At 48.2% G+C, this 23,151-nt stretch carries 27 protein-coding genes and 5 tRNA genes; 6 read left to right on the plus strand and 26 right to left on the minus strand.

Annotation, left to right across the window (positions count from 1 at the left end; translation table 11 throughout):
- Window positions 1–194 precede the first annotated feature (194 nt).
- From L6H65_RS15970 to L6H65_RS15995, 6 genes are all read right to left on the minus strand, one after another.
- Window positions 195–404 carry a hypothetical protein gene (locus L6H65_RS15970; RefSeq protein WP_236343595.1) on the minus strand — a complete coding sequence of 70 codons (210 nt, stop codon included), beginning with the start codon at window positions 402–404 and terminating at the stop codon, window positions 195–197.
- Between the two features lie 238 nt (window positions 405–642).
- Window positions 643–1,377 (minus strand): MBL fold metallo-hydrolase, encoded by a 735-nt coding sequence (locus L6H65_RS15975; RefSeq protein ID WP_236343596.1) that lies wholly within the window; start codon window positions 1,375–1,377, stop codon window positions 643–645.
- A 4-nt stretch (window positions 1,378–1,381) separates the two neighbouring features.
- A complete protein-coding gene (gene coaD / locus L6H65_RS15980) occupies window positions 1,382–1,873 on the minus strand; it encodes a pantetheine-phosphate adenylyltransferase (RefSeq protein WP_236343597.1) in 492 nt (163 codons plus the stop codon).
- A 546-nt stretch (window positions 1,874–2,419) separates the two neighbouring features.
- Window positions 2,420–2,596: a hypothetical protein gene (locus tag L6H65_RS15985; protein WP_236343598.1), complete on the minus strand. Its 177-nt coding sequence runs from the start codon at window positions 2,594–2,596 to the stop codon at window positions 2,420–2,422.
- Window positions 2,597–2,842: 246 nt separating this feature from the next.
- Window positions 2,843–3,862 carry a Gfo/Idh/MocA family protein gene (locus tag L6H65_RS15990; RefSeq protein ID WP_236343599.1) on the minus strand — a complete coding sequence of 340 codons (1,020 nt, stop codon included), beginning with the start codon at window positions 3,860–3,862 and terminating at the stop codon, window positions 2,843–2,845.
- A gap of 49 nt (window positions 3,863–3,911) precedes the next feature.
- Complete coding sequence (locus tag L6H65_RS15995; RefSeq protein WP_236343600.1) at window positions 3,912–4,688, minus strand: sugar phosphate isomerase/epimerase family protein; 777 nt, start codon at window positions 4,686–4,688, stop codon at window positions 3,912–3,914.
- A gap of 115 nt (window positions 4,689–4,803) precedes the next feature.
- Between L6H65_RS15995 and L6H65_RS16000 the strand changes: the two genes are divergently transcribed.
- A complete protein-coding gene (locus L6H65_RS16000) occupies window positions 4,804–5,592 on the plus strand; it encodes an AraC family transcriptional regulator (protein ID WP_236343601.1) in 789 nt (262 codons plus the stop codon).
- A 164-nt stretch (window positions 5,593–5,756) separates the two neighbouring features.
- Here L6H65_RS16000 and L6H65_RS16005 read toward each other — a convergent pair whose 3' ends face one another.
- The 7 genes from L6H65_RS16005 to L6H65_RS16030 all read right to left on the minus strand — a co-directional run bounded on the left by L6H65_RS16005 (window position 5,757) and on the right by L6H65_RS16030 (window position 10,437).
- Window positions 5,757–6,011, minus strand: a complete 255-nt coding sequence (locus L6H65_RS16005; protein ID WP_236343602.1) for a hypothetical protein — start codon at window positions 6,009–6,011, stop codon at window positions 5,757–5,759.
- A gap of 246 nt (window positions 6,012–6,257) precedes the next feature.
- Window positions 6,258–7,748 carry a nicotinate phosphoribosyltransferase gene (locus L6H65_RS16010; protein WP_236343603.1) on the minus strand — a complete coding sequence of 497 codons (1,491 nt, stop codon included), beginning with the start codon at window positions 7,746–7,748 and terminating at the stop codon, window positions 6,258–6,260.
- A gap of 1 nt (window position 7,749) precedes the next feature.
- Complete coding sequence (locus L6H65_RS16015) at window positions 7,750–8,586, minus strand: phosphoribosyltransferase family protein (protein WP_236343604.1); 837 nt, start codon at window positions 8,584–8,586, stop codon at window positions 7,750–7,752.
- A gap of 82 nt (window positions 8,587–8,668) precedes the next feature.
- Entirely contained in the window at window positions 8,669–9,430 is a 762-nt protein-coding gene (locus L6H65_RS16020) for an NUDIX hydrolase (RefSeq protein WP_236343605.1), read from the minus strand.
- Between the two features lie 109 nt (window positions 9,431–9,539).
- Window positions 9,540–9,671 (minus strand): hypothetical protein, encoded by a 132-nt coding sequence (locus L6H65_RS26605; RefSeq protein ID WP_290370438.1) that lies wholly within the window; start codon window positions 9,669–9,671, stop codon window positions 9,540–9,542.
- Between the two features lie 41 nt (window positions 9,672–9,712).
- Window positions 9,713–9,901: a sporulation protein Cse60 gene (locus L6H65_RS16025; RefSeq protein WP_236343606.1), complete on the minus strand. Its 189-nt coding sequence runs from the start codon at window positions 9,899–9,901 to the stop codon at window positions 9,713–9,715.
- 101 nt (window positions 9,902–10,002) lie between these two features.
- A complete protein-coding gene (locus L6H65_RS16030; protein WP_236343607.1) occupies window positions 10,003–10,437 on the minus strand; it encodes a GreA/GreB family elongation factor in 435 nt (144 codons plus the stop codon).
- 239 nt (window positions 10,438–10,676) lie between these two features.
- Between L6H65_RS16030 and L6H65_RS16035 the strand changes: the two genes are divergently transcribed.
- Window positions 10,677–10,850 (plus strand): hypothetical protein, encoded by a 174-nt coding sequence (locus L6H65_RS16035; RefSeq protein ID WP_236343608.1) that lies wholly within the window; start codon window positions 10,677–10,679, stop codon window positions 10,848–10,850.
- A 358-nt stretch (window positions 10,851–11,208) separates the two neighbouring features.
- On the plus strand, window positions 11,209–12,426 hold the full coding sequence (locus tag L6H65_RS16040; RefSeq protein WP_236343609.1) for a copper amine oxidase N-terminal domain-containing protein: 1,218 nt from the start codon (window positions 11,209–11,211) through the stop codon (window positions 12,424–12,426).
- Between the two features lie 155 nt (window positions 12,427–12,581).
- Here the strand turns inward: L6H65_RS16040 and L6H65_RS16045 are convergent, their stop codons facing one another.
- Genes L6H65_RS16045 through L6H65_RS16055 form a run of 3 tightly spaced genes read right to left on the minus strand, consistent with a single transcriptional unit; the run spans window position 12,582 to window position 14,361 of the window.
- Window positions 12,582–13,070 carry a GNAT family N-acetyltransferase gene (locus L6H65_RS16045; protein ID WP_236343610.1) on the minus strand — a complete coding sequence of 163 codons (489 nt, stop codon included), beginning with the start codon at window positions 13,068–13,070 and terminating at the stop codon, window positions 12,582–12,584.
- Between the two features lie 48 nt (window positions 13,071–13,118).
- Window positions 13,119–13,451, minus strand: a complete 333-nt coding sequence (csaA, locus tag L6H65_RS16050) for a chaperone CsaA (protein ID WP_236343611.1) — start codon at window positions 13,449–13,451, stop codon at window positions 13,119–13,121.
- The gene (locus tag L6H65_RS16055; RefSeq protein ID WP_236343612.1) at window positions 13,435–14,361 is read right to left on the minus strand and encodes a DMT family transporter; all 927 of its coding nucleotides are present in this window, start codon (window positions 14,359–14,361) and stop codon (window positions 13,435–13,437) included. The genes csaA and L6H65_RS16055 overlap by 17 nt, the downstream gene beginning before the upstream one ends.
- Window positions 14,362–14,508: 147 nt before the next feature.
- Between L6H65_RS16055 and L6H65_RS16060 the strand changes: the two genes are divergently transcribed.
- The gene (locus tag L6H65_RS16060; RefSeq protein WP_236343613.1) at window positions 14,509–15,393 is read left to right on the plus strand and encodes an AraC family transcriptional regulator; all 885 of its coding nucleotides are present in this window, start codon (window positions 14,509–14,511) and stop codon (window positions 15,391–15,393) included.
- A 270-nt stretch (window positions 15,394–15,663) separates the two neighbouring features.
- On the opposite strand, the gene L6H65_RS16065 is transcribed toward L6H65_RS16060, so the two are convergent.
- The 6 genes from L6H65_RS16065 to L6H65_RS16090 form a co-directional block, all read right to left on the minus strand.
- Window positions 15,664–15,745: transfer RNA gene (locus tag L6H65_RS16065), tRNA-Leu, on the minus strand.
- A 51-nt stretch (window positions 15,746–15,796) separates the two neighbouring features.
- Window positions 15,797–15,872: transfer RNA gene (locus L6H65_RS16070), tRNA-Lys, on the minus strand.
- Between the two features lie 6 nt (window positions 15,873–15,878).
- Window positions 15,879–15,953, minus strand: a tRNA-Glu gene (locus L6H65_RS16075).
- Between the two features lie 159 nt (window positions 15,954–16,112).
- Window positions 16,113–16,203, minus strand: a tRNA-Ser gene (locus tag L6H65_RS16080).
- Window positions 16,204–16,214: 11 nt separating this feature from the next.
- Window positions 16,215–16,290 (minus strand) — tRNA-Asn (locus L6H65_RS16085).
- Between the two features lie 28 nt (window positions 16,291–16,318).
- Window positions 16,319–16,798 (minus strand): SprT family protein, encoded by a 480-nt coding sequence (locus L6H65_RS16090; protein WP_236343614.1) that lies wholly within the window; start codon window positions 16,796–16,798, stop codon window positions 16,319–16,321.
- A 137-nt stretch (window positions 16,799–16,935) separates the two neighbouring features.
- On the opposite strand from L6H65_RS16090, the gene L6H65_RS16095 reads away from it, so the two are divergent.
- Entirely contained in the window at window positions 16,936–17,289 is a 354-nt protein-coding gene (locus L6H65_RS16095) for a hydrolase/acyltransferase (protein ID WP_236343615.1), read from the plus strand.
- 240 nt (window positions 17,290–17,529) lie between these two features.
- The gene (gene cmpA, locus L6H65_RS16100) at window positions 17,530–17,664 is read left to right on the plus strand and encodes a cortex morphogenetic protein CmpA (protein ID WP_236343697.1); all 135 of its coding nucleotides are present in this window, start codon (window positions 17,530–17,532) and stop codon (window positions 17,662–17,664) included.
- A gap of 1,169 nt (window positions 17,665–18,833) precedes the next feature.
- Here cmpA and L6H65_RS16105 read toward each other — a convergent pair.
- The 4 genes from L6H65_RS16105 to uptA form a co-directional block, all read right to left on the minus strand.
- Window positions 18,834–21,089, minus strand: a complete 2,256-nt coding sequence (locus tag L6H65_RS16105) for a Tex family protein (RefSeq protein WP_236343698.1) — start codon at window positions 21,087–21,089, stop codon at window positions 18,834–18,836.
- Window positions 21,090–21,145: 56 nt separating this feature from the next.
- A complete protein-coding gene (locus L6H65_RS16110) occupies window positions 21,146–21,775 on the minus strand; it encodes an MBL fold metallo-hydrolase (RefSeq protein WP_236343699.1) in 630 nt (209 codons plus the stop codon).
- A 4-nt stretch (window positions 21,776–21,779) separates the two neighbouring features.
- Complete coding sequence (locus tag L6H65_RS16115) at window positions 21,780–22,346, minus strand: thioredoxin family protein (protein ID WP_236343616.1); 567 nt, start codon at window positions 22,344–22,346, stop codon at window positions 21,780–21,782.
- Window positions 22,347–22,419: 73 nt separating this feature from the next.
- A complete protein-coding gene (uptA, locus tag L6H65_RS16120; RefSeq protein WP_236343617.1) occupies window positions 22,420–23,028 on the minus strand; it encodes an undecaprenyl phosphate transporter UptA in 609 nt (202 codons plus the stop codon).
- Between the last annotated feature and the right edge of the window lie 123 nt (window positions 23,029–23,151).

Below are 23,151 nucleotides of genomic sequence, written 5' to 3' on the forward strand. Positions count from 1 at the left end.
AGCTTCCTTCAGATTCCACCTCACGATGGACACCCTTGCTCTTGGCTAATGGTTGGCAACTGCCAGCCCCCATAGCGGACTTTCACCGCCTAGCTACGCGCCATGCGTGGCGCACAATAAAATCGCCTGACGGCAGCTGCCGCCAGGCGATTACAAGCTATGTAACTGCATGCAGGGCTTGCCTGCACTTAACATCAAGCATGTACAGGAATCGTTTCTTGAACTGGCCGGGACACTGCATAATTCGGTGACCCACCGCTGTCTTCTTGCAGATCCACAGCGCCTAGCTCCTCCTGCTTGTTATCACATTGCTGATGATCACTATTCGAAACATCCATGGAATCATGAATGATTTTAGCTGTATCCATTTTGGAGCCTGTCACAATCTCAAATAAAACACCCACTAGCGCAACACGTCCTCGTCCATATAAATTTGCAGCTTTAAGCAGCATAGATTCATTTTAATTGATAATGATTATCAGTGTCAATTAAAATAATTCAAATGCTTTTACAAATATGGACAATAATTGAACAATTCACATACAAACAGACTGCTCCCACGAAGCAAATATTCTACTTCACAGGAACAGCCTCTTCATGCATCCGTGTTAATGCTATTGTTCATCAAGTCAAGCTCAGAATTCAGAGCTCGATAACCATTCCGCAATATGCGACTTCAATCTCTCCCTGATAGATCGCTGCCACTTCCTCAGCAAGCTGCTCGACTTTGCCGAAGTGCGGCAAATGCGTCAGAACCACTTTTCTCACACCGGCCTCACGCGCCAACAGACCGACTTCCTCTGCATTCATATGACCGTATTTCCTCGCGTCGCGTATATCGCTGTAGAAGGAGGTTTCCGCAATGAGCACATCGGCATCGGCACAATATTGTATTAGGGAATCATCATAGTAAGTATCCGCCGTATAGACAATCTTCAGGCCGTTCACTCGAATATCCATCCCCAGACAATACGCGCCGTGGAACGTCTTGAAGAACGTCATTTGCAAACCTGCGCAGTCAACACGTTGCCCCGCCTCTATACGCCGGATTTCCGAGCCGCTCATCGATTTGAACGAAATCTGTTCCGCCTTCTCCCCAGCCATAAAGATGGGCAGCAGTTCCGAACGTCGTCCCAGATCCATATCAATGAGGCACGCATATTGCAAACAACCAAGATCAGCGATATGGTCATAGTGGCTATGCGAAATAAAGACGTAATCCAGCTCATCCAATGTTTTATATTGCTGCAGCTTGGCCAGTACGCCGCTGCCGCAGTCAATGAGTATGTTGTGGCCTTCGTGTTCAATCAGATAGCCGGCAGTCGCTTCCCCAGCCTTCGGATAAGCACCCCAAGGTCCAAGCACCGTCATTCTCATCGTCCTAACGCGCCCCCAATTCATAGAGCAGCGCCAGCTGATAGGCATCTGGACTCATGTAATGACTAGCCAGCTCATGCTTGCCCGACTGGAAAAACATCCGTACGAGCGAGCTATTGGTCTGCATGTGCTGCGTATAGGGAGACAGGTAAACCGTTTCTGCCGCTGTTGTATTACGAATATATTGCTCCAACTGGAGCTCGTATTCCAAATCCGTTGCATTGCGAATGCCCCGAATGACTGCATCAATACGGTTCTCATTGATATAATCTGCGACGATGCCTTCGAAAGGCATAATAACAGTGCGATTAGCATATAGACTCGGTATGGAGCGTTCTACCAGCTCAGTCCGCTGCTCCAGTGTGAACAAATGATTCTTCGAGCGGTTATTAGCCACTACGATGTGCACCTGCTGAAATAGCTTGAATGCCCGTTCAATAACAGAGACATGGCCTAGTGTGATGGGATCGAAGCTTCCCGCGTATATAGCCTTCATTAGCGCACCCTCCTATTCCCTCAAATTGTAACATTGCAGCTGCAATCGATCAATGTAACGCCCTGACAGGCACGGGCGCTGTGGTCGACCGACCGCCGTCATGCAGCGAAACACCGCGCGCTGGGAGCTGCGCGCGGTGCGAAAGCGGGAACAAGAACAGCCGCCGATGGACACAAGCTGGAGCAGACGAGCGCTAATGAGTGTAGATCGAGCTCAGACAGAGCGCAGAGCGAGGACAGAACGAGGACAGAGCGAAGTACAGACCGAGGACAGACCGAGCTCAGACGAGCTCAGAGCGAGTACAGACCGAGGACAGAACGAGGACAGAGCGAGGACAGAGCGAAGTACAGTACGAGCACAGACGAGCGCAGGCTATCGCTGACGAGGACAGACCCAGCTCAGACAGAGCGCAGGCTAGCACTGACGAGAACAGACCGAGCTCTCAGACAGAGCGCAGACTGGAGTAGCGCATAAGTGCACAACTGCGAAAATACAGTTCTTGTACCCCATATAGCTCCATTCCATAAAAGTTGCTGCAATAATCACTCAAATATCTCCGTTGCCCAAGTAATCAACGCTTTTTGGGTTTAGTTGCTGTATTTTTGCAGCTACAAGGCGTAATTTTAGCCACTTCCAGCTTTTTTGCTGCACTTTCACTTTTGCAGTAATGACGAACGGTTTGCAACAACCACCTGCCGTACTCTCAGCAGCGCTGAACGGCATCTGACCATTCTCCTTAATCGCGCCAGCGCAGCCACTGGCGGGCACGCTATGGCTCACTGACGGGCACACTCAGGCACTGGTCGGCACACAAACTAGCACAAACTAGCACAAACAAACACAAGCAGGCGCAAGGCGCACAGCAGCAAATAGAGCGCTCCCCTAACGATATCAGTCAAAAAGGCTGTCCGAAAGTAGTTGCAACTACTTTCGGACAGCCTTGATCTGTAAATATATAAAAATCCCTGCTTACAGATTAATAATTCTGCCTGTCTCTTGCGATTCGAATGCAGCCAGAATGACCGCCAGCGATTTGCGGCCTTCTTCGCCAGAGATGCTTGGCGTCGTATTCGTCAGGATGCTGTCAACGAAGGCGTCGATAATTCCGCTTGTTTCTTGTCTTTCATTGGTAGCGATAGCGCCAACATTGTAACGGTTGACCTCGCCGTTGCGAAGCTCAACAATAACCTGATCATGCGGATCCGTTCCGATCTTCATAACACCATTCTCGCACCAGAGAATCGTGCTGTTATCTTCGCCCTTGTAATACGTCCAGCTCGCTACCAGCGTGCCGATCGCACCGCTCTTCATGCGGAGAAGGCAGGAAGAGTTATCATCCACCTCAGTATCCTTCTTGTCCAGCGTGCCGATAAATCCAGTTACTTGCGCTACCTCATCTTCGAGCAAATACCGAATCAAATCAGACTTATGCACGCCAAGATCGCCCATAGCGCCCATAATAGCTTCCTCTTTGCGGAAGAACCAGCTTCCAGCTCCGTCAAGGCTCCAGCCCTCCGGCCCCGGATGTCCGAAGGTCGTACGGAATGTCAGCACCTTGCCCAGCACGCCGCTCTGCAAAATTTCCTTGGCCTTCACATGCGGCGGCATCATGCGCTGGTTGTGGCCAACCATCAAATTAACGCCATTGTTGGCAGCAGCATCAATCATCGCCACTGCTTCCTCATCGCTAACTGCCATCGGCTTCTCAACGAGCACATGAGCGCCCTTGTTCGCTGCCGCAATTGAAGCAGGCGCATGCAGGTAGTTCGGCGTACATACGCTGACGGCATCGGGCTTCAGCTCGCTGAGCATATCTTCATAATTAGCGAATGCTTGAGCGCCGAATCGATTCGCATAGTTCTGAGCGCGCTCCAGATTCGGATCGCAGAAAGCGATTAACTCCACATTCGGGTTCGATGCATATTCCGGAATATGTCTTCTTTCGGCAATCGCTCCGCAGCCGATAACTGCAACTTTAATTTTATTCATTGTAAAATATGGCTCCTCTTAATATGATAGTTTATTTGATAACACTATCTTAACCTGTATGGCCGTTCGCTTTCAACCATTCAATACTTGTTCTGACCGAGTCAAGAGGAGGATTCGCGCAATGATCCTGTTCCACGATCAGCCATTCCACATCTGCCTGCCGAGCCGCAGCGATAATATCATTCAACGCCAGGTCCCCTTGACCAAGTTCAACAGTGTCAATCTCGGCGCCAGGCTCGCCCTTGCGGAAATCCTTCAGATGCAGCAGCGGCAGACGTCCCTTGTACTTGGCAATATAAGCGAGCGGGTCCTGCCCCGAATATTGCACCCAGCCGATATCCATTTCCACTTTTAGCAAATCCGCAGCAACTTGACTATACATCGCATCAAAAATATATTCTCCATCCATTCGGCTGGCAAATTCAAAATCATGATTATGATAAGCGAATTGCAGCCCTTCCTTACGCAGCCGCTCTCCAAATTCCGTGAATTGCTTGAAAATATCGCGCCAGAACGGTTCCCCGCCACTATGCTGCTCTTCTGTAAAATACGGACAGACAACATAGCGGGCTCCAACGGTTTTCAAATAAGCGATTTCTTCCTCCATATTTTCTTGCAGTCGTTGAAAGCTCACATGACTTCCGAAAGCCTCCAAACCCAGATCCTGCAGCAAATCACGCATGGCCTCCGCTGACGCATCGCCATACCCCGCGAATTCAATTCCTTCATAGCCCATTTCCGCAACCTGACGAAGCGTCCCTTCAAAATCTCTTTCCGTATCGTCGCGCAGCGTGTACATTTGCAGCCCGAGTTTCATCCTGATCACCCTCCGTTTTCACTTTACCGATCTGATACTAATTTTAATGGAAATGGCTTTATATGTGGATGTATAATATAATAATGACATGAACAATATTGCTATCAATAAAGGAGTCAGAGCGATGTCCACAGAAATTCTGAGCTGCAGCTTCTCCTATCATTCCACTCCTTTCCAGATAGGGTATGAGGAAGCATTGTCTACCTATTTGTTGCGCCTCCAAACAGAGGGTTCATGCCAAGCGCTGGTCGATGGAAGAATGACCCTAATTGAAACCGGCGATTTGCTGCTGTACAAGCCCGGCGACCCCTATCATCTTAATGTTGTCAGCACGGACGGCAGCGCGACCGTATCCAGCGGCGATTATTATGTAATCTGCAATGGTCCGTGGCTGGACGAGTGGTGGCGCCGCAGAGAGCGGTCCCAGAAGGTCAAGGTCGTCCCTGATGAGCGGCTGCTGTCCATCTGGCGGGCGTTGATCCTGGAGAAACGCCGGTTTGAGGAAGAGGACCCGGAGCTTGCCGATTATCTACTCCGCTCACTATGTCTGGCCGTGGACCGCTCCATCAATACGCAATCCGCACTAAAGGGCAGATCCTTCGTCGCAACGCGAATGAAGAACTTTATCGATGAACAGGCAGGCACATCCTTCTCCTTGCAGGATATCGCCGATCATGTCGGACTCAGCGTCTCCAGAACGGTTCACCTGTTTAAGGATTGCTTCGGCATAACCATTATTCAATATACCCAAAATGTCCGTTTATCAATGGCTATCGAACGGATGAAATACAGCACGATGTCGCTGGAGAATATTGCCGAGACTTGCGGCTTCGGCAGCTACTCGTATTTTTTCCGCATCTTCCGGGGCAAATATGGCGTATCGCCAGCGGTTTACAGGGAGCAGGAGAAATAAGATTGGCATAAAAAATAAACACGTCCTATTCAAGCGGACCACGCTTGCTTGCGCGAATAACGCAGCTTGTGGTCGCCGGCTTGAATGAAGGCGTGTTTATTAGATGCCGCTTTCCTGATTTGAAGCAGAATCTCATATTTTGACCCTTGCTCAATCGTTTGACTTTAACTTTTAACCCGATTATTCATTTTCATGCCATGTAGAATGTAACCAAATGATACAATAATATATAAAATAAAAACTAAAAAACCGTTCAAACTCATCTCATTCGGCATAATAATTCCTAGTGTCGCACTAATAAAAGCGACAATTAGGTTAAAAACAATCAAATGATACGGCTTTTTTTTCCTATCCTTGAGAAAAACAGTGAGTAAGAAAAATATGATTGCCGCTGTAGCAACAAAAATAAATGCTGACATTTGACGCCCTCCAAATTTAGAATAGGGGGAAGAGGCATAACCTCGCAAGTTCCCCTTGCTATCTATAGCCCCATTCTTTGTTTGTTCATAATCATACTATACTAAAAAATACACATAATATGTCATAATTTGAAGGCAGGTGTGAATGTAAGATTATTTTATTACGCTCTCACTGAGCAAAAAAATCCTGATTCTAACTGCCAAACCATGTTTGGCAGTCGAATCAGGATGCAGGATCAATCCGATTTACAAATTCCCCAGCACATTCGCCCGAATCTCGGCCAACGTCTGGTCACGCAGAAGCTTGCCGTCCTCGAATACGATTTCCAGCAAATCTGCCGCTTCCTTGCTTTGATACTCCGCAACGCTAAGATTGTCGATATAATCGATCCGGCCATTCTCCTCCGTAACCAACACCAATCCGGTTTGCGACTTCTTGAAGTTGCCGCTGTCCGTTACAGGGTCCTTATAGATCTTGCGTTCCTCTCCATTCACGATCGTGAACGTCGATTTCAGCGCGAAGCCGAATGTATCGCGGGTATTATACTGATACGTGTACGAGCCGATGCCGTAGACCATGTTCGTCGAAGCGAAGCCTTTGGCCGCCAGCTTCTCGCAAATTTCCCGGCAGCGGCTCAGCGTAATGGCGTCCCCGTAGATCGCGCCGATATGGCTGTCCAGCTGCTTGTAGCCCTTCTCCGTCATCGTCCCACCGAAAATCTCCCACAGAATTTCAATGACGCCTTTGCGCGCCGATTCGTTGTCCGATTCTGGATCACCGCAAATGATTCTCACAGGGTCGCCGCTATCCGGGCGGATGACAACTCTGCCGTCACGGGCCAGAATATCCTCTTTGAGCCCCCGAATAACAACGTTCAGCACGCTCCACAAATCCCATGTGTCCGAGACGATCGATACGAATCCGCTCGGATAAACCTCGTTGATCAAATATTTGTACGATGCCATCTCGTCCTTGCCATGCGCGCACATAACACTATGCTCGGTCGCCGGAATCGATGTCCCTACCAATTCCTTCTCCATATTCGCGCCATAGTAATCTTCCAAATATAGAATAGCCGGAATCGTATCCGTTCCTGTGAACGACAGCAGATGCCCTCCGCCGCTGCTCTTGGCCGCTTCCAGCGAGCTCATGCCGCGCATCGAGAAGTCATGTCCCTGGAAGGGAACGCCCGACGTATCGCCATTCGTCTCTCTGCCATATTGCTCAAGAATTTTGCGATATTCAAAAGCTAGCGTTGCACTCGTAGCAGGCATCCACAGCTGGCACGACATCAACGTCTCCAAATAATTCGTCAGCCAGAAGAACTCCGGCCGCGTATTCTCAATGGTCAGCATCGGCACCTTGACGGGGACGAGCGTGCCTTCCCTGATCGCTTTAATTCTGATCGGCATATAGCCCAGATCATGCAGCTCCTCAATGTGCGAAGCATCAGGCGACTGGACGCCCAGCGCGTATTGAAGCACTCTTCGATATTCTGCCGCAACCTCCTCCCGCGTCCTGCTGAAGAAATGCTCGTTAAAGTAATCGATCAAATATTCCTTAATAAAAGCTTGGAAGCCAAAGGCTACAACCTCGTTCATATTCTCAAGCCGGCTCGTTCTAGCCGTCCAGGTCGAGTAGACCGTCTCCGTTCCCTTCGGATATTGATTCTTATGGCTCACCTTATAGAAATCACATAGCAGTGTCGCAGGATAAACAAAATTGCGCGTTGTCATATTAATAACCTCCTAATGGAAACACTTTTATAACGTCATGCTCCGACTCAGTCCCAGGCTCCGGCTGCTCCAGAATCGAATCCGTCGTAAATACTCTATCAATGAAATCGGCATTCAGCAGCTTTCCTTCATATATCGAGTTCTCGCAATGGCCGACCAGCAAGTAAATCTGTGCTGCTCCGATCTCCTTCAGCTTCTCAGCGCTCATCAAGAACGTTCCGCCATACGAGCATAGATCATCAACAATGATTGCCTTGAAGCCCTTCTTGCTGTCATCCACCTTGCCGACAATATCAAGCTGCATGATCTGCCCGGTCTGGAAGTCCCGCACCTTAAAGCCAACAAGCCCCTTATAGCCCTTGACCTTGCTATAGCGCTTCTGTGCGCCTGCATCCGGGAAGAACAGATAGTCCTCCTCCAAGTTGAAATTCACTTCCGCAGCGACTCTTTCCAGCAGCTCGACCGATGGATACACAGCGCGGCTCTTGTTCAGCAGAGCCAGCGTAACATCCGAATGCGGCTCAATAACCGTAACCGTATCGAACTGCAGCGTATTGATGAAATCAGCCACATATTTCAGCGTGAATACCGATGAGCCCTCCACCCGGTCCATGCGGCTGTAAGGCATATAATAAATGACGAGGCGTGCGCGGAAGCCATGATCATCCAGAAATCTTTTCACAAACATCAGTCCGATCAGATCACCGTCATGCCTGTATTTGAACGCAACGGTGTTGGGACCATCCACTGCCGCTTGAAGCATTTGCTCTCCATTCACTAACGTCTCCCCATTGGGAAAAAGCTTGTTCTCCAGCTTCGTTTCATTCAGCCAAATCACATGGATCACTCTCCTGAAGGTTTTTTGCGCCATAGTCATGTGCTGTATTGCCGCATAACAGCTCGCCGCCTCGGCAGCCTCGCTAACTATAGATGGACAGCTGCGGCTCATAATCCGTGAACCGGTACAGCTGTGCCGCCCTCTGCGAATATTTATTCGAGGATTTCAGCTTGCCCGCTTCGTCCCTGACCTCCTCAATAATGCCCTTCCTTATCTGAGTCGAAGTCACCTTGCGGATGAAATTCTTCTCCTCGAACGCGGGAACAACGGTCTGTATCACCTGATACAGCTCGCCAATCGTAAACTCCTCAGGAAGAAATTCCTTCGCTATCGTCGTGGTCAGCATCTTCTCCCGAATCTTGTCCAAAGCGTCCCTAATAATGTCATGATGGTCAAAGGCAAGCTTCATATTCATCGCCTCGCTCACTGGAAACAGCCGTACATCCGCCGCATCAATCGAGGCTTTGCGCTCTCTGAGCAGGTCCTCCTTCACAAGCGCGAGGAAGGCGTGCGAGATCATCCATCCACGGGGATCGCGCCCGGGTGCGCTGTATACATTGAAATACTCGATGCGCACATCCGAAATGCCCGTTTCCTCCTTCAGCTCCCGCTGCGCGCACTCCGCAACCGTCTCTGTCTCCTGCGTAAACCCGCCAGGCAATGCCCACACCCCCTGAAACGGCCATATCTTCCGCTCAATCAATAACAACTGCAGCTCCCGCAGCGGCAGCGACTTCTTCCCTGATTCCCGATCCTGGGCTGTTATGGTGAAAATAACGATATCGGTAGGCGCTCCATCGGGCGTTCGATAACTGCTTGCCGAATAGGTATGCTCATTCTCCATCCTGCTTTAACCGCCTCCCAGCCGATAAATGACAACAAAAAAATAATTATGTCATATTGATATTATCATTATGACATAATTATTCACATTGTCAACCGATATCGAAGACTTACACAAACTTATAGATGAGATAGCCAGCAATAACTAGTACAAATGCGACTGCCGATGATATGGAAATCCCAAGAAAAACCTTATAAAGGCGTTCCGAGCCCCGTTCCTTATCAGTCTTCTCCAGCTGCATCTATATCCCTCCCGCGCACATTTCGCCTAATGGGTAGCCAGCTAGCCGCTTGTTTTATAAATAACCAGTATCGTGCTTCTCTGATACTCTGTCCGCTGAGGATTCGTCTTCACTAACGTTCCATAGCGGATATCCACGAATTGCTCTTCCGTAATCGTCGCTAGAAACTCATTCGCTTTCCGCTCGGCGTAATAAATATCGGAGTCGATAAATTCTTTAATTTGTATCATGCATAGTCACCCTTTCCCAATTATTGTACCTTCCATTTAGCTGCAAAATGGCAAGTCGCACCACACGCGAAGCGTGGCCCGACAAGCCGCCTGCGTCTCATTCAGGCCGGCAACCCGCTTGTAATATCAACTACTGTAAGCTCATAGCTTCCAGCCGGCGTTTGTACCGTAATGATCTGGCCTTTCTCTGACAAGAGCAGCTCCTGGCCCAATGGAGATAAGAATGAGATACAGCATTCCTCTATATTCGCAGCCTCCGGCATCACAATGGTGTAGGACTCCACCGTACCGTCCTCGTCGCTTCGCACGGTCACGTTGCTGCCGATGAGAACCGTTTGACTCAGTACGTCCCTATTATTCTCAGCAACGATTGCTTCTAGACGCTCCCTGTACCTGTTTATCAATAACTCCATACCTCTGCGATCACGATGATGCTCGGGGAAGTGTCTTTCTAGAAGCGATGTTTTTTGCTCATCGAAGAACACAAGCTGCTCTACCAAGCTGGCTGTGATGGGATCGGACAGACTACGGTTCATAGAACGATTCACCTCCGATTCGCGTCCTCTCTCCTGGCATGAGATATGCAATACATCTGCACATATGTTTTCCTCCCTATAACAAAATAGGCTCCTGCACGGAGCCTTCCTGTAATGATAGCATATATTTGCGAATAGTCTATGGGTCATTGCCGCTACCGCTTACGTAAACATCCCGATTAGCAAGGTCTTAATCAGGACATAATAGCCTAATAATTGAACAAGAAGGAGGAGCAAGAATGAATTACACGACAGCCCGACTCTCAACAGCAGCAATCCAGCAGCTCAACGAGATGGAACGTGATTTGTCCAACTCAACAGGCGATGCCATCATCCTCGTCGCATATAAGAAGGAAAGTCATCCCGGCGACGAAACCGCAGCTTCAAACCACCCCCAAGAGGGCGCTGAATAAGGTTTTTTGTCAAGAATAGCCCCCGGCTAGACCTTCTTTTTCCACAGGAATACGTTAATTCCAACAGCGATCAAGCTAATACACCCAATGAAATAAAAGATTGAGTTCCCGTCTATCACTTGAACCACGGAAAATATAAGCATAATAATGCCTATCGTTAAATTAATATATTTTCTAGTCACAACAACACCTCCTGCGCAAACAATGCTCCCAGACAAAGGGAGTATTGTGTCGTTTGCAAAACTTTTCTAGGTCATTTATATCATTGCAAGATTGGTTTTACAATTGGTATTATTGTATAGTTCCCAGTAGTGGGTCATGTTACCATAATTATGAGTGAATGAGAGGAGCAGCAATATTGAAAAGAGGGTATGTTTTTATTCTGGCAGCGCTAGCACTAATTCTTGCATTCTCAGGGGCCGCATCGGCTGGAGCCGCGTCAAAGAAAGACATCGGGGTCTGGGTGAATGACCGAAAAATCGAATTTGATGTACCGCCATTAATCGAGGAAGGCACTACCTATGTCGAGTTCAAAGGACTGTTCACTGCTCTTGGCTACACAATCGATTATAACGCAAAAGAAAAGGTCATCGCAGGCACAGCGCCAGGCAAAACGATTCAGTTCCGCATCGGATCAGACAGACCTGTAATCGACGGGAAGGTATCTTCTAAAGCTGTTCAGCTAATCGTGAAAGAAGGACGGACATTGGTTCCCCTCCGATTTGTAGGGGAAGCGACAGGAATGCTCGTAGATTGGAATGCAGCCGCGCAAACGATCAAAATCAATAGCAAGGGCGCCAGCAGCAACAGCAGTCCAACTGACAAGGACCGCGCCAAGCTTCAAGCCTTTCTTGATCAATTAAGCAAGTCAGAGTATGTGGACAGACTTCAATATTTCGACCCCGCCTCACCCATTTATGAAGCGATTAAGAATATGCCCGAGGACGTCTTGGATGTAAAAACCGAGTCACAATCAAAGCTGGTCAGCATTCTCGACTGGAAACCCGGCCAAGCCATAATTACAATGAACATGGTTACCAAAAAAATTAGCGGCGACAGCTTCTACCTGGACAACTCCGTTGACTATAAGCTGACGTTGACACAGGATGCAGCCCAGAATTGGAAGGTATATTTGCTTGAGCCTGCCGGAGCTATTCAATATTTGAATACAGAAGAAGTATTGGGCAAGGAACCAACCGTTCCCGAAGAAGACAAAAAAAGTCTGTTAGCGGTCATCGACAAACAGATCCAGGCAATTAATGATGAGGACATTGCAGCCTATCGCTCCACGATGGACCCTCAATTTCCCGGACTTGACGTAGTAATGGAGCTGTTGAAGCAAACCTTCGAGCAGCAGAATCTTACGGCGATCGTCGAAAAAACACAGATCGTCCACTTTACCGGAACAGAGGCTGCCGTTCGTGTTTCCCAGACAACCCAAGACAGCACCGGCGCCGGATACCGCCTCGACCTCGTTGTTATTCTCGGAAAATCCGAATCGGGCGAATGGTTGCTTACAGAGGAATCAAAAATGATCAACTTCGAACAGTTTGCCGCAATGAACAGCAAGCTGTAGGTGAACATAGCAACGGGATATGGATACACCGTATACGCTAATGAAGCATTTGGATGCGAATACGGTAGATACAGATGCGGATAATGTGCGTTTAAAGCGGCTGAACAAGGGGCAACTCTTGCTCGGCCGCTATCGTTTCGACGATTATTCAATGATTATATACCTGTCTGGTCTATAGCAAAAATTACTTGCTCTGCATCAAAGCGATTAACTCTCTTTACTTCATAAAAGCCAAGTCTTTTTAATAAGGCACATGAAGAAGTGTTTGCTGATTGTGCTTCAGCAATAAGCTTATTAAATGCTTTATCTTTGAAGGAATGATACAACACCTCACTAACCGCCTCAAATGCTAAACCATTACCCCAAACACTTGATAAAAACATATATGAAATTTGAGTATATTCTCCATCATAGTGTGGTGTTAATAAGATGCTTCCTAAAAATGCACCAGAACCTAATTCTCTCACTGTCCAGTATTGGCAATTTTCCTGAGGATTTATCCATTCAGTAATTCTATCTTCAATTTGCTCTAAATTTCTATGACCCCCCAAATAATCCCATACTTTAGTATCATTATATAATTTTTTTAAATCAATATAGTCAGCTTGATTTGTAATTTCAATGCTACAACGTTTTGTTTCCACTATACATTCTCCTCGTCTTTATTCCTATTATAGTCTTGCCCATTTAAATTACCCAATGAGTGTTCCATTCGGTAGTGTAATGTCTGGTTTCAAGAGAACCACGTCCCCCTTTTCCGGTATTCCTCCAAGAATTAATACTTCTGATTTAAAACCAGCTATACGCCTAGCAGGAAAGTTAACGACACCTACTATTTGTTTCCCTACCATTTCCTCAGCCTTATACCGCTTCGCAATTTGTGCACTCGATGTTTTAATTCCGATCTCTGCTCCAAAGTCAATTTCAAGTTTAATAGCGGGTACTTTTGCTTCCGAAAAAAACTCCGAGTTTGTAATTGTTCCAACACGAATATCGAGCTTCAAGAAATCATCGATTGTTGCCATTTTTTATTCCTCCATCCACATTGTAGCTTAATGATTTTGACCAAAAATACATGCCCATACCGAATAAAGTCAGCATACCGCCTAAGAACTGAAATAACGAAATGGTTTCTCCTAATAACAGATACGCAAGAATGATGGCAAGTACAGGTTCTCCGATAATACCTACAGAGACAGTCGTAGCCCCAATTGATTTCAATAATAGATTGAAAATATATTGTCCAAAGATAGTCGGGATTATCGCAAGCAACAAAAAGTAGGTCCATTCTGATGAGTCGTATTCAATTAATGAGTAGTTATAAATCAAATTGTAGACGAGCATGACAGCGCCGCCAATAAAAAAGACGATGATGCTGTATATATTGACATCGATTTTATGGCTTACCTTCTGCCCCGCCAACAAATATGCGGAAACGAAGAATGTCCCTATTAACGATAAACCATCTCCAATTAGCGCTTCTTTGGACACTCCTATGTCTCCCCAAGCGATAAGGATTGATCCCACAACAGCAACGATCAAGCACAGAACAGTTGGCAATTTAGCTTGTTCCTTGAATAAAAAATATGAACCAGTCATCACAAATAATGGCTGCAACGCCAAGATGACCATGGAGCTTGCGACAGAGGTATAGCTCAAGGATTCCATCCAGAATAGAAAGTGTAACCCTAGTAAAAGGCCGGCTAACAGAACGATACTCCAATCCTTTTTATTCATATCTATGGAGCGAAGCCTTCTCCAAGGCACCAAAGCAAGCATGATGATGACTGAGATAAACAATCTGTACATCCCAGCTACAGAAGTCGGCGTATCTGAAAACTTGATCATGATGGAAGAGATCGAAACAGACAATATACTGATGAATAGTAAAATAAACGGATGAGAAAATAACGAAGATTTATTGAATTTAACCATAGATCCTCCAAGCATTAGACAATTACCTGTGCACAGAATTGTAGGTTAGTACTAAGATGGATATAATAATATCATCACCAACGTCTATTTTGTGCAAATATATCATTCAATTATATTGAAATATCGTCTAATAAAGGAGTCTGTCCCTTGGAAAAACAATTATTTGAAACCATTCAATATCCTGACGAGGCTTTCCCATACATTATGCACACACATACGAATCAAGGGTCGACTCCCAAAGGCAGAGGCGTTAACGATCTGCATTGGCACGAAGAATTGCAAATGACTTTAGTGACCAAAGGGAAACTAACGATACAAATCAACGGAATCGATTATGATTTAAAAGCCGGACAAGCCATTTTTATCAATAAGAGTGTTCTGCACATTGTTTCACACCTCACTCATGACGGAGAATATGTCAGCTTTAATTTTCCGGAGAAGTTGCTCGCCTTCTATTCAGACAGTATCATGGAAAAAAGCTTTGTACTTCCTTATACGAATTCGTTTATTCTTTCGCTGGAAATCAAAGGAGATGAGGAGTGGCAAAATCAAGTTTTGCAAATCCTTTGGGATATGAGAGAGGAATTTGAAAAGAAAAAAGCTTGGGGATGGCAGTATAAGGTTTCGATCAAAACGGTTCAGTTATGGTTGATTCTAATATCAAATATATCTCTTTCTTCAGAGGAGTCCTCCAAACACAACAGACGCCAACAAGAGAGGCTGCAAGTAATGCTTAGCTTTATACATCAAAACTATAGTGATCCTGTAACGTTGAAAGAAATTGCTGACGCAGCCCATTTGAGCGTTTCGGAGTGCACGCGCAGCTTTAAAAAAAGCATTCATATGACTCCTTATGACTACTTGGTTAAATATCGTATTAAAAGGAGCTGCGAGTTGTTAGAATCCACTGAATATACGATAACTGAAATTGCTCGGAGAATTGGTTTCAATCATGTCAATCATTTTATCCAGTCTTTCAAAAAACATTGTAACCGTACTCCTAAGGAATTCCGTAAAATTAGAAATGGGTAGACTACTTCTTGAAAATTCCCTTGCCCCTATCGAATTCTCTTTTGCTTCAGCCGAATTAGGCGGCAGCATATACTTCTTGCTCCCAGACCTCTTTACATTCGCCCAAAGCGGTGCTTCCACCATGGGCGAGATATCTAATGTTGAGTTCCATACGCCAACGAAAAGGTGGAGATATCTATAAAGTTCCACATTAATTTACTCCACATACATATCAAGAACAAAAAAACCTGAAATCCTTCTACAACAAGGAATTCCAGGTTCTTCTAGGGATGCGGTCGGAGGGATTTGAACCCTCACGTCCATAGGACGCCACCCCCTCAAGATGGTGTGTCTGCCGTTCCACCACGACCGCATATTCAGTTGTTGCTTCTAAAGTATACATTTGCTCTTGAGGTAAAGCAAATGGTGAGTCATGTAGGATTCGAACCTACGACACCCTGATTAAAAGTCAGGTGCTCTACCAACTGAGCTAATGACTCATGTGATGGTGACCCGTAGGGGATTCGAACCCCTGTTACCTCCGTGAAAGGGAGGTGTCTTAACCCCTTGACCAACGGGCCGCAATGAATGTAATTAGTCACCCAGCTTAAAAGACGACAGGTATTATTATAACCAATTACGTTAACAAGTGCAAGCTTTTTCTTATAAACCAATCAGACAAGCCTCATTCAGGCAAACAAAAAGGACCACGATGACCGGCCCACTCGTTTAACTTTATGTGGCGGAGAGAGAGGGATTCGAACCCTCGCACCACTTGCGCAGTCTAACCCCTTAGCAGAGGGTCCCCTTGAGCCACTTGGGTATCTCTCCAAAAAAAGAATTGGCTCCCCGAACAGGACTCGAACCTGTGACAACTCGATTAACAGTCGAGTGCTCTACCAACTGAGCTATCAGGGAATATAATTTAGTGACAAGAAATAATGTATCATGTTTGAACTTTTAAGTCAAGCGTATATAACAATAAATTTCCGCGGCATTTTCCGCAGGCGAATCGATCAGGGTCAATTCTTCGTTTTCGCAAGTACTCTGCGCTGCAGCTCCGGCAAACAAGCTTGTACCGATATGGCTGCACCCGGCGTTCTTCACGGCCAGGAAGTGATTTGCAGAAGCGCGTTCCGCCGACCTTCGCCAACAATTGCTTGAAGTCGGCATCCCGATGCCGGTATCCCCGCTTCATAATGTGCAAATGATAATGGCATAATTCATGCTTGATAATTTTCTCTGTCTCTTCTGGTCCATAGTTGGCAAGCTGATGCGGGGAAATTTCGATATTATGCGATTTTGTAAAATAACGTCCCCCTGTCGCTGTAAGCCGACTGTTAAAGGATGCCTTGTGTCGGAACGGCAGTCCGAAGCTTTGCAGCGATACTCGTTCTATCCATGCTTGAAGCATTGTATCTTCCATTGTCATTCTCCCTAAAGGTTATTGCAACCTATAATTGTGGATAAGAAACGGACTCCTACTTGAATTTTAAAGGATGAATACGCTACACTGTCAAGTAGTATTTACCTGTTGGATTCCAAGGGAGAGTGTACTTAACTATGGCACTGATGCGTTATATTGTTATGAAGGACAAGCAACAACTTTCGTTTGTAGAGATGCCTGAATCGCATGCGTACCAGCTTAGCGCGCTCAATCTGCGGCTGCATAAGGAGATCGACAAGCTGACCGCAAGCAACGTTCCGTCACTTCCATATGCGATCGCGGAGTGTGCTGACCTGGAGCTGCACGACAAATCGATAACGATCCAATCCGGCCTTGATTATATGAATGAACTGGAGAAGGACTTTGCTTCCATTCAGGAGCAAGCCTATCCCCTTATCGCTCTGTTAACAGAAATTCGCGCTCTGCAAGCTCAATTAGAGCAATGGTACGAAGAGGAAATGGACGCGTAAACATTAACGAAGCACACCTATCGGTTCGAAGTTACCACAAATGTCTGCAGGACTGCAGTGTAGTGCCGCTAGGCGCGTTGTGGCCGCTTGCTATTGGCCTACGCTAACAAAGTGGCACTGCACCTGTTATTGCGCCACAGAGGGCTTCAAAAGCTAAATTCCAGTGGACCTGCACGGACATTCGCCTATCCCCATAAGCTAGTTATTACAACAAGCGACAGCGGAAGGAGGGCGATGAATGTGCCGCAGTGGCTGTGCAATCAGTTGATGAGCGCTTTCTTAAAAAAAGATCGCCGGCAGATTCGTCTGCTTAACGATTGCTGGTATTTCTACCGTACGAAGCAGCACCCGGACGGAGATACCGCAAGCTTATAGGAAAATAATTCGCAGCTCTTAGGATACTTGTTCGAGGGTGGCTGTTGGCTGCATAATCACTGTAAGATGGAAAAAGAGACTGTCGATTAATTCGTTTACAAAAATAGTTGAGCTTCAAAAATCGATTTTTGGTGAGAAAAACTTCGCTTTTCACCCTAAAAAGTCGATATAACGCTTTTTACAGGTAAATTTCAATCGATTTCAGTGAAAGTTTTGAATTGAAAACAGTCAATCGACAGTCTCTATATTCCCCTTACAGACTCGAACGTTGCTGCTTTTCGTGCTGTAAGCAGGTTTTTCCGCCTTAACACTGCCACTACAGCTCGTTTGCCGCCGATTGGTATGCTGTAAGCAGGCTTTTCCGTGTTACAGACTCGAACGTTGCTCCTTTTCGTGCTGTAAGCAGGTTTTTCCGCCTTAACACTGCCACTACAGCTCGTTTGCCGCCGATTGGTATGCTGTAAGCAGGTTTTTCCGTGTTACAGACTCGAACGTTGCTGCTTTTCGTGCTGTAAGCAGGTTTTTCCGCCTTAACACTGCCACTACAGCTCGTGGCCGCCGATCGGCACGCTGTAAGCAGGTTTTTGAGACTGTCGATTAATTCGTTCACAAAAATAGTTGAGCTTCAAAAATCGATTTTTGGTGAGAAAAACTCCGCTTTTCACCCCAAAAAGTCGATATATACGCTTTTGAAAGGCGAATTTCAATCGATTTCAGTGAATGGTTTGAAATGTAAACAGTTAATCGACTGTCTCAAAAGATCGTTTACAGGACAGGTGCGCGATCAGGATACCGTGACACAGAAGGGCCCAAAGCTACTTTGCGGCTAATGCTAATGTATCCGTTCTGTGACATGTTTTGCGGAACGACGAAAAATGGGGTGTTATCTGTCGGCAGTCTAGCTGCTTCGGGATAACACCCCATTTGCACTTGTATGAATTCGCTAGCTGTCCCTCAGAGCCTCACAGCGCCAAGCTGCACGCATTGGACGAGGTTTGACCGCCGACGTGTGACCGAGCACCGCGTGCCGCGATGGCACCGCGCGCCGGGAGGCGCGTGCGGTGCGGAAAAAGACCCTGATGCTCACGAGCACAGCAGCGCGCTCCCATCCCATGAAAGCGGTGCACAGCGCGCGGCAGGGCGATACAGATGCCAGCCGGCAATTCTCCCTAATCCGGCTTGCGCATCGTCAGGCTCACTCTGCCCTTTTTGGTATCGACGCTGAGCACCCAGACAGTCACGGTATCGCCTACGGACACCACATCCATAGGATGCTTAATGAACTTTGTGCTCATCTGCGAAATATGGACGAGACCATCGTTCTTGATCCCGATATCGACAAATGCGCCGAAATCAATGACGTTGCGCACTGTGCCGTGCAGCTCCATGCCCGCCTTCAGATCGTCAATATCCAGCACCTCGGTGTGGAATATTGGCGGCGGCAGCTCCTCGCGGGGGTCACGTCCCGGGCGAAGCAGGCTGTCCAGAATGTCCCGCAGCGTCGGTACGCCGACCCCAAGCTTCGGAGCTACATCTTCCGTGTCGACCGCTTCCAGCGCCGCTCTGAACGCCTCTGAGCCAAGCTCAGCAAGCTTCAGCCCCAGCTCCTTGCAAAGCTTGTCTACAACACCGTATGACTCCGGATGAATCGGCGTACGGTCCAGCGGATTGGGACTCTCCAGCACCCGAATGAAGCCGATGCACTGCTCATACGTTTTGGCTCCTAGCCGAGGCACGCTTTGAAGCGCCTTGCGGTCGTTGAATTTGCCGTTCTCCTCACGATATTTCACGATATTCTTGGAGGTCGTCGCATTAATGCCCGCCACGTAAGAAAGCAGGGAAGGCGATGCTGTGTTGACATCTACGCCAACATGGTTGACCGCAGACTCCACGACGCCGCTCAAGCTTTCCTCCAGCCGCTTCTGACTGACATCATGCTGATATTGACCGACTCCAATCGCCTTGGGCTCGATCTTAACCAGCTCGGCAAGCGGGTCCTGCAGCCTTCGCGCAATGGATACAGCGCTGCGCTCTGCGACATCAAGCGATGGAAACTCGCTCTGCGCAAGCTTCGATGCGGAATAGACGCTCGCGCCCGCCTCGTTGACGATAATGTACTTGAGCTCCCGCTCCTGATCCGCGCCAGCCGCTTTTCTCTTGCTGATGAGCGTGGCGATGAACTGCTCCGTCTCACGCGAGGCCGTCCCGTTGCCGATTACGATAAGCTCTGCCCCATGCTTGTCAATCAGTCCGCCGATCAGCTTCTCTGCTTCGGCTACTTTGTTATGCGGGGCAGTCGGGTAACAAACGGCAACATCCAGCAGCTTGCCGGTCTCATCCACGACTGCCAGCTTGCAACCCGTTCGGAACGCAGGATCGACGCTAAGCACAACATGCCCTCTTACAGGCGGCTGCAGCAGCAGGTTCCGCAGGTTCGCAGAGAAGATGCCAATCGCGTGCTCCTCAGCCTTCTCCGTCAGCTCGCCGCGCACCTCGCGCTCGATTGAGGGAGCGATAAGCCGTTTATAGGCATCCTCGATCGTCTGCACGAGCAGGTCGCGAATAGGCGCGGTTGTCCCGCCGCGAACAATCTGACGATCGATATAGTCATGGATTCGCTCATTTGGCACATCCAACGCTACGCGAAGCACATCCTCGCGCTCCGCGCGATTGATGGCGAGTGTCCGGTGCGGCGGCAGTTTTTTGACAGGCTCCTGATAGGCATAATACATTTCGTAGACGGTTTCCTGCTTCGCATCCTTCGCTTCCGTTCTGACCACACCCTGCTCGAACGTATGCCTGCGCACCCACGCGCGGATTTTGGCGTCATCTGCAATCCCTTCTGCGATAATGTCCATCGCGCCCTGAAGCGCCTCCTCAGCCGTCGTTACACCTTTATCGGCATCCACATAGCGCTCGGCTTCGCGCAGCGGCTCGCCCTGGCGGGGCTGCGACAGCAGCCATGCAGCAAGCGGCTCCAGCCCCCGCTCCTTCGCCACGCTGGCGCGAGTCTTCCGCTTCTGCCGGTAAGGCCGGTACAGATCCTCAATCTCCTGCAGCTTCACCGAAGCCTCAATGGCTGCTTGCAGTTCGTCTGTCAGCTTGCCCTGTTCAGCGATGAGCCGGATGACCTCGCGCTTGCGCGTCTCCAGTCCTCGCATGTATTGAAGCTTGTCCTCAATGGAACGCAGATCGTTCTCGTCAAGCTCGCCTGTCATCTCTTTGCGGTAACGGGCGATGAAAGGAATCGTGTTCCCCTCATCAAGCAGGCTGACCGCAGCTTTCACCTTTGTTAGCGGTATGCTCAGCTCGACGCTGATCCGTTTCACAATGCGCTCCTGCTCCGCCTTTCGCTCCTCAGGGGTCAGCTCCACCTTGCCGCCGGAGCCACCCTCCAGCTCTTCTTCCTTCACTTGCTGTTTCATCTCAGCCATATCCATTCCTCCATCACGTAAACGAGGTAAAAACCCTTACCACCAGCCTAAGCCGGTACGTAAGGGTTGTTCGCCATTTCAAATCCAATCGTTGTCTGAGGCCCATGACCCGGATAAACACGCGTGCCCGCATCGAGCTTGTACAGCTTATTGCGTATGGAATCGTACAAATCCCGCTCGCGTCCGCCAGGCAAATCCGAGCGGCCAACAGACATGCGGAACAGCACATCGCCGCTGATCAAATGCTCGCCGCACAGCAAGCTCACGCTTCCTGGCGAGTGACCGGGTGTATGCATCACTTTGAACGTATGTCCGATCAGCTCCAGCTTCTGTCCCTCGTCCAGCGCATATTCTGCTGGCTCGGTAGTAAGCGGCGCTGTAACCTCAGACCAGCGAAGCGAGCCGTTCTTGCCGGCATCGGTCAGCCAGTCAGCTTCGAGATCATGCAGGTAGACCGGACAGCCAGCTGCCTTGCGAACCTCATCCACCCCGCCCATATGATCGAAATGCGCATGTGTCAGCACAATCGCTTCAATCGTGAGATCGCGAATCCGCTCAATCAATCGCTTGGGATTCATACCGGGATCAATGACGATGCCTCGACTGCCGGTTTCCTCCGTAATCAAATAAGCATTCGTCTGCAAGGGACCTAAAGTAAATGTCTCTATTCTCAGCATAAAATTAGAAGGAGGACAGCAGCTTGCGCAGCTCTTCCAGAATGACTTGCTGGTATTCCGTGCCTTCGCCGTAACGGCGTCCCATCTCTTGTCTTGCTGCTCCCAGCTTCTCTTGATAATCAGCCGCTTCACGGTCCGGATTCGCTTGCTTGAACGCAATCATTGCCTCCTGCACATGCGCCGGACGCGGTCCCCACTGTCCAAGCACATGCCCGCCGGTATCGGAGAAAATTACGATTGGAATAGCTCGTCCGCCCATCGTCAGAAATTGATCCATCGTATCAAGATGCTCTTCAATGATAAGAATCTCTGTTGGAATGCCTGTTACATCAAGCGCCTTCAGGACGACCGGCACATTGCGCACAACATCGCCGCACCATTCCGCCGCCAGAATCACACAGCGCAAATCATCGCGATTGTTCATCGATTCGAAAAACTCGCGGTCATCCTCGCTAGGCCACTGGAACCCGTTGTACCAGTTCATAAACGCTTCTTTATTCTTCTCGATGGAATCGATAAATTGCTGCGGGCTGATTCCCTTGTTAAGCTTCTCCGCTACACTGCTTGCCATATATGTATGCCTCCTTCAATTTGGATGAAACCGATCCTCTATATTGTACCAAACCAATGAGCGCTCCGACAAATTAGACGGATTTGCCACGGCTTTTCAAATATTTGAACAGCACATAGCCAATAAGAAGAGCAACAGCAATCAGAATGGCCGGCTGCACGTATTTTGCCGCTTCCTGATCTATCGTCTCCCATTTGTCGCCCAAGGTATAACCCAAATAAACGAACATAATGGACCAAGGCACGGAGGCAATTGCCGTCAGCAGCGTAAATAGCCAGAAATTCATTTTGGCAATGCCAGCCGGAATCGAAATGGCTTGACGCATGACAGGCACGAATCTGGCCGTGAATACGATGCCCGCCCCGTACTTCTGGAACCACTTCTCCGAGAGGTCAAGATGCTTCGGCTTGAGCTTAATATATTTTCCATATTTATCAAAGAAGGGTCTGCCTGCATAGCGGCCGATGGCGTAAAGAATCCATTGCTGGCCAATGGCGCCCAATGTGCCGAACAGCACCGCTCCCCAGAACGTTACCTCGCCTTTGTGAACCAAATAACCGCCAAAGGAAAGTACAATTTCACTCGGAATAACCTCAATTAACAGACCAATTAAAATCCCATAATAACCCAAGCTTTCAACCCACAATAACAAATCATGCAACACTTCCCGAATCCAATCCATCTGTCTCTCCTCTCACTGCAGCCTTTCGCCCATGCCTTTTTGTCGAAGGCTGGAAGGCTGTCCGTTTCAAACAAAATTTGTATGCTCGTCTCTCTACGGTATTCTAGCACATTTCAATAGATG

Source organism: Paenibacillus plantiphilus (genome assembly GCF_927798095.1).
In the GTDB taxonomy this organism is placed as follows: domain Bacteria; phylum Bacillota; class Bacilli; order Paenibacillales; family Paenibacillaceae; genus Paenibacillus_Z; species Paenibacillus_Z plantiphilus.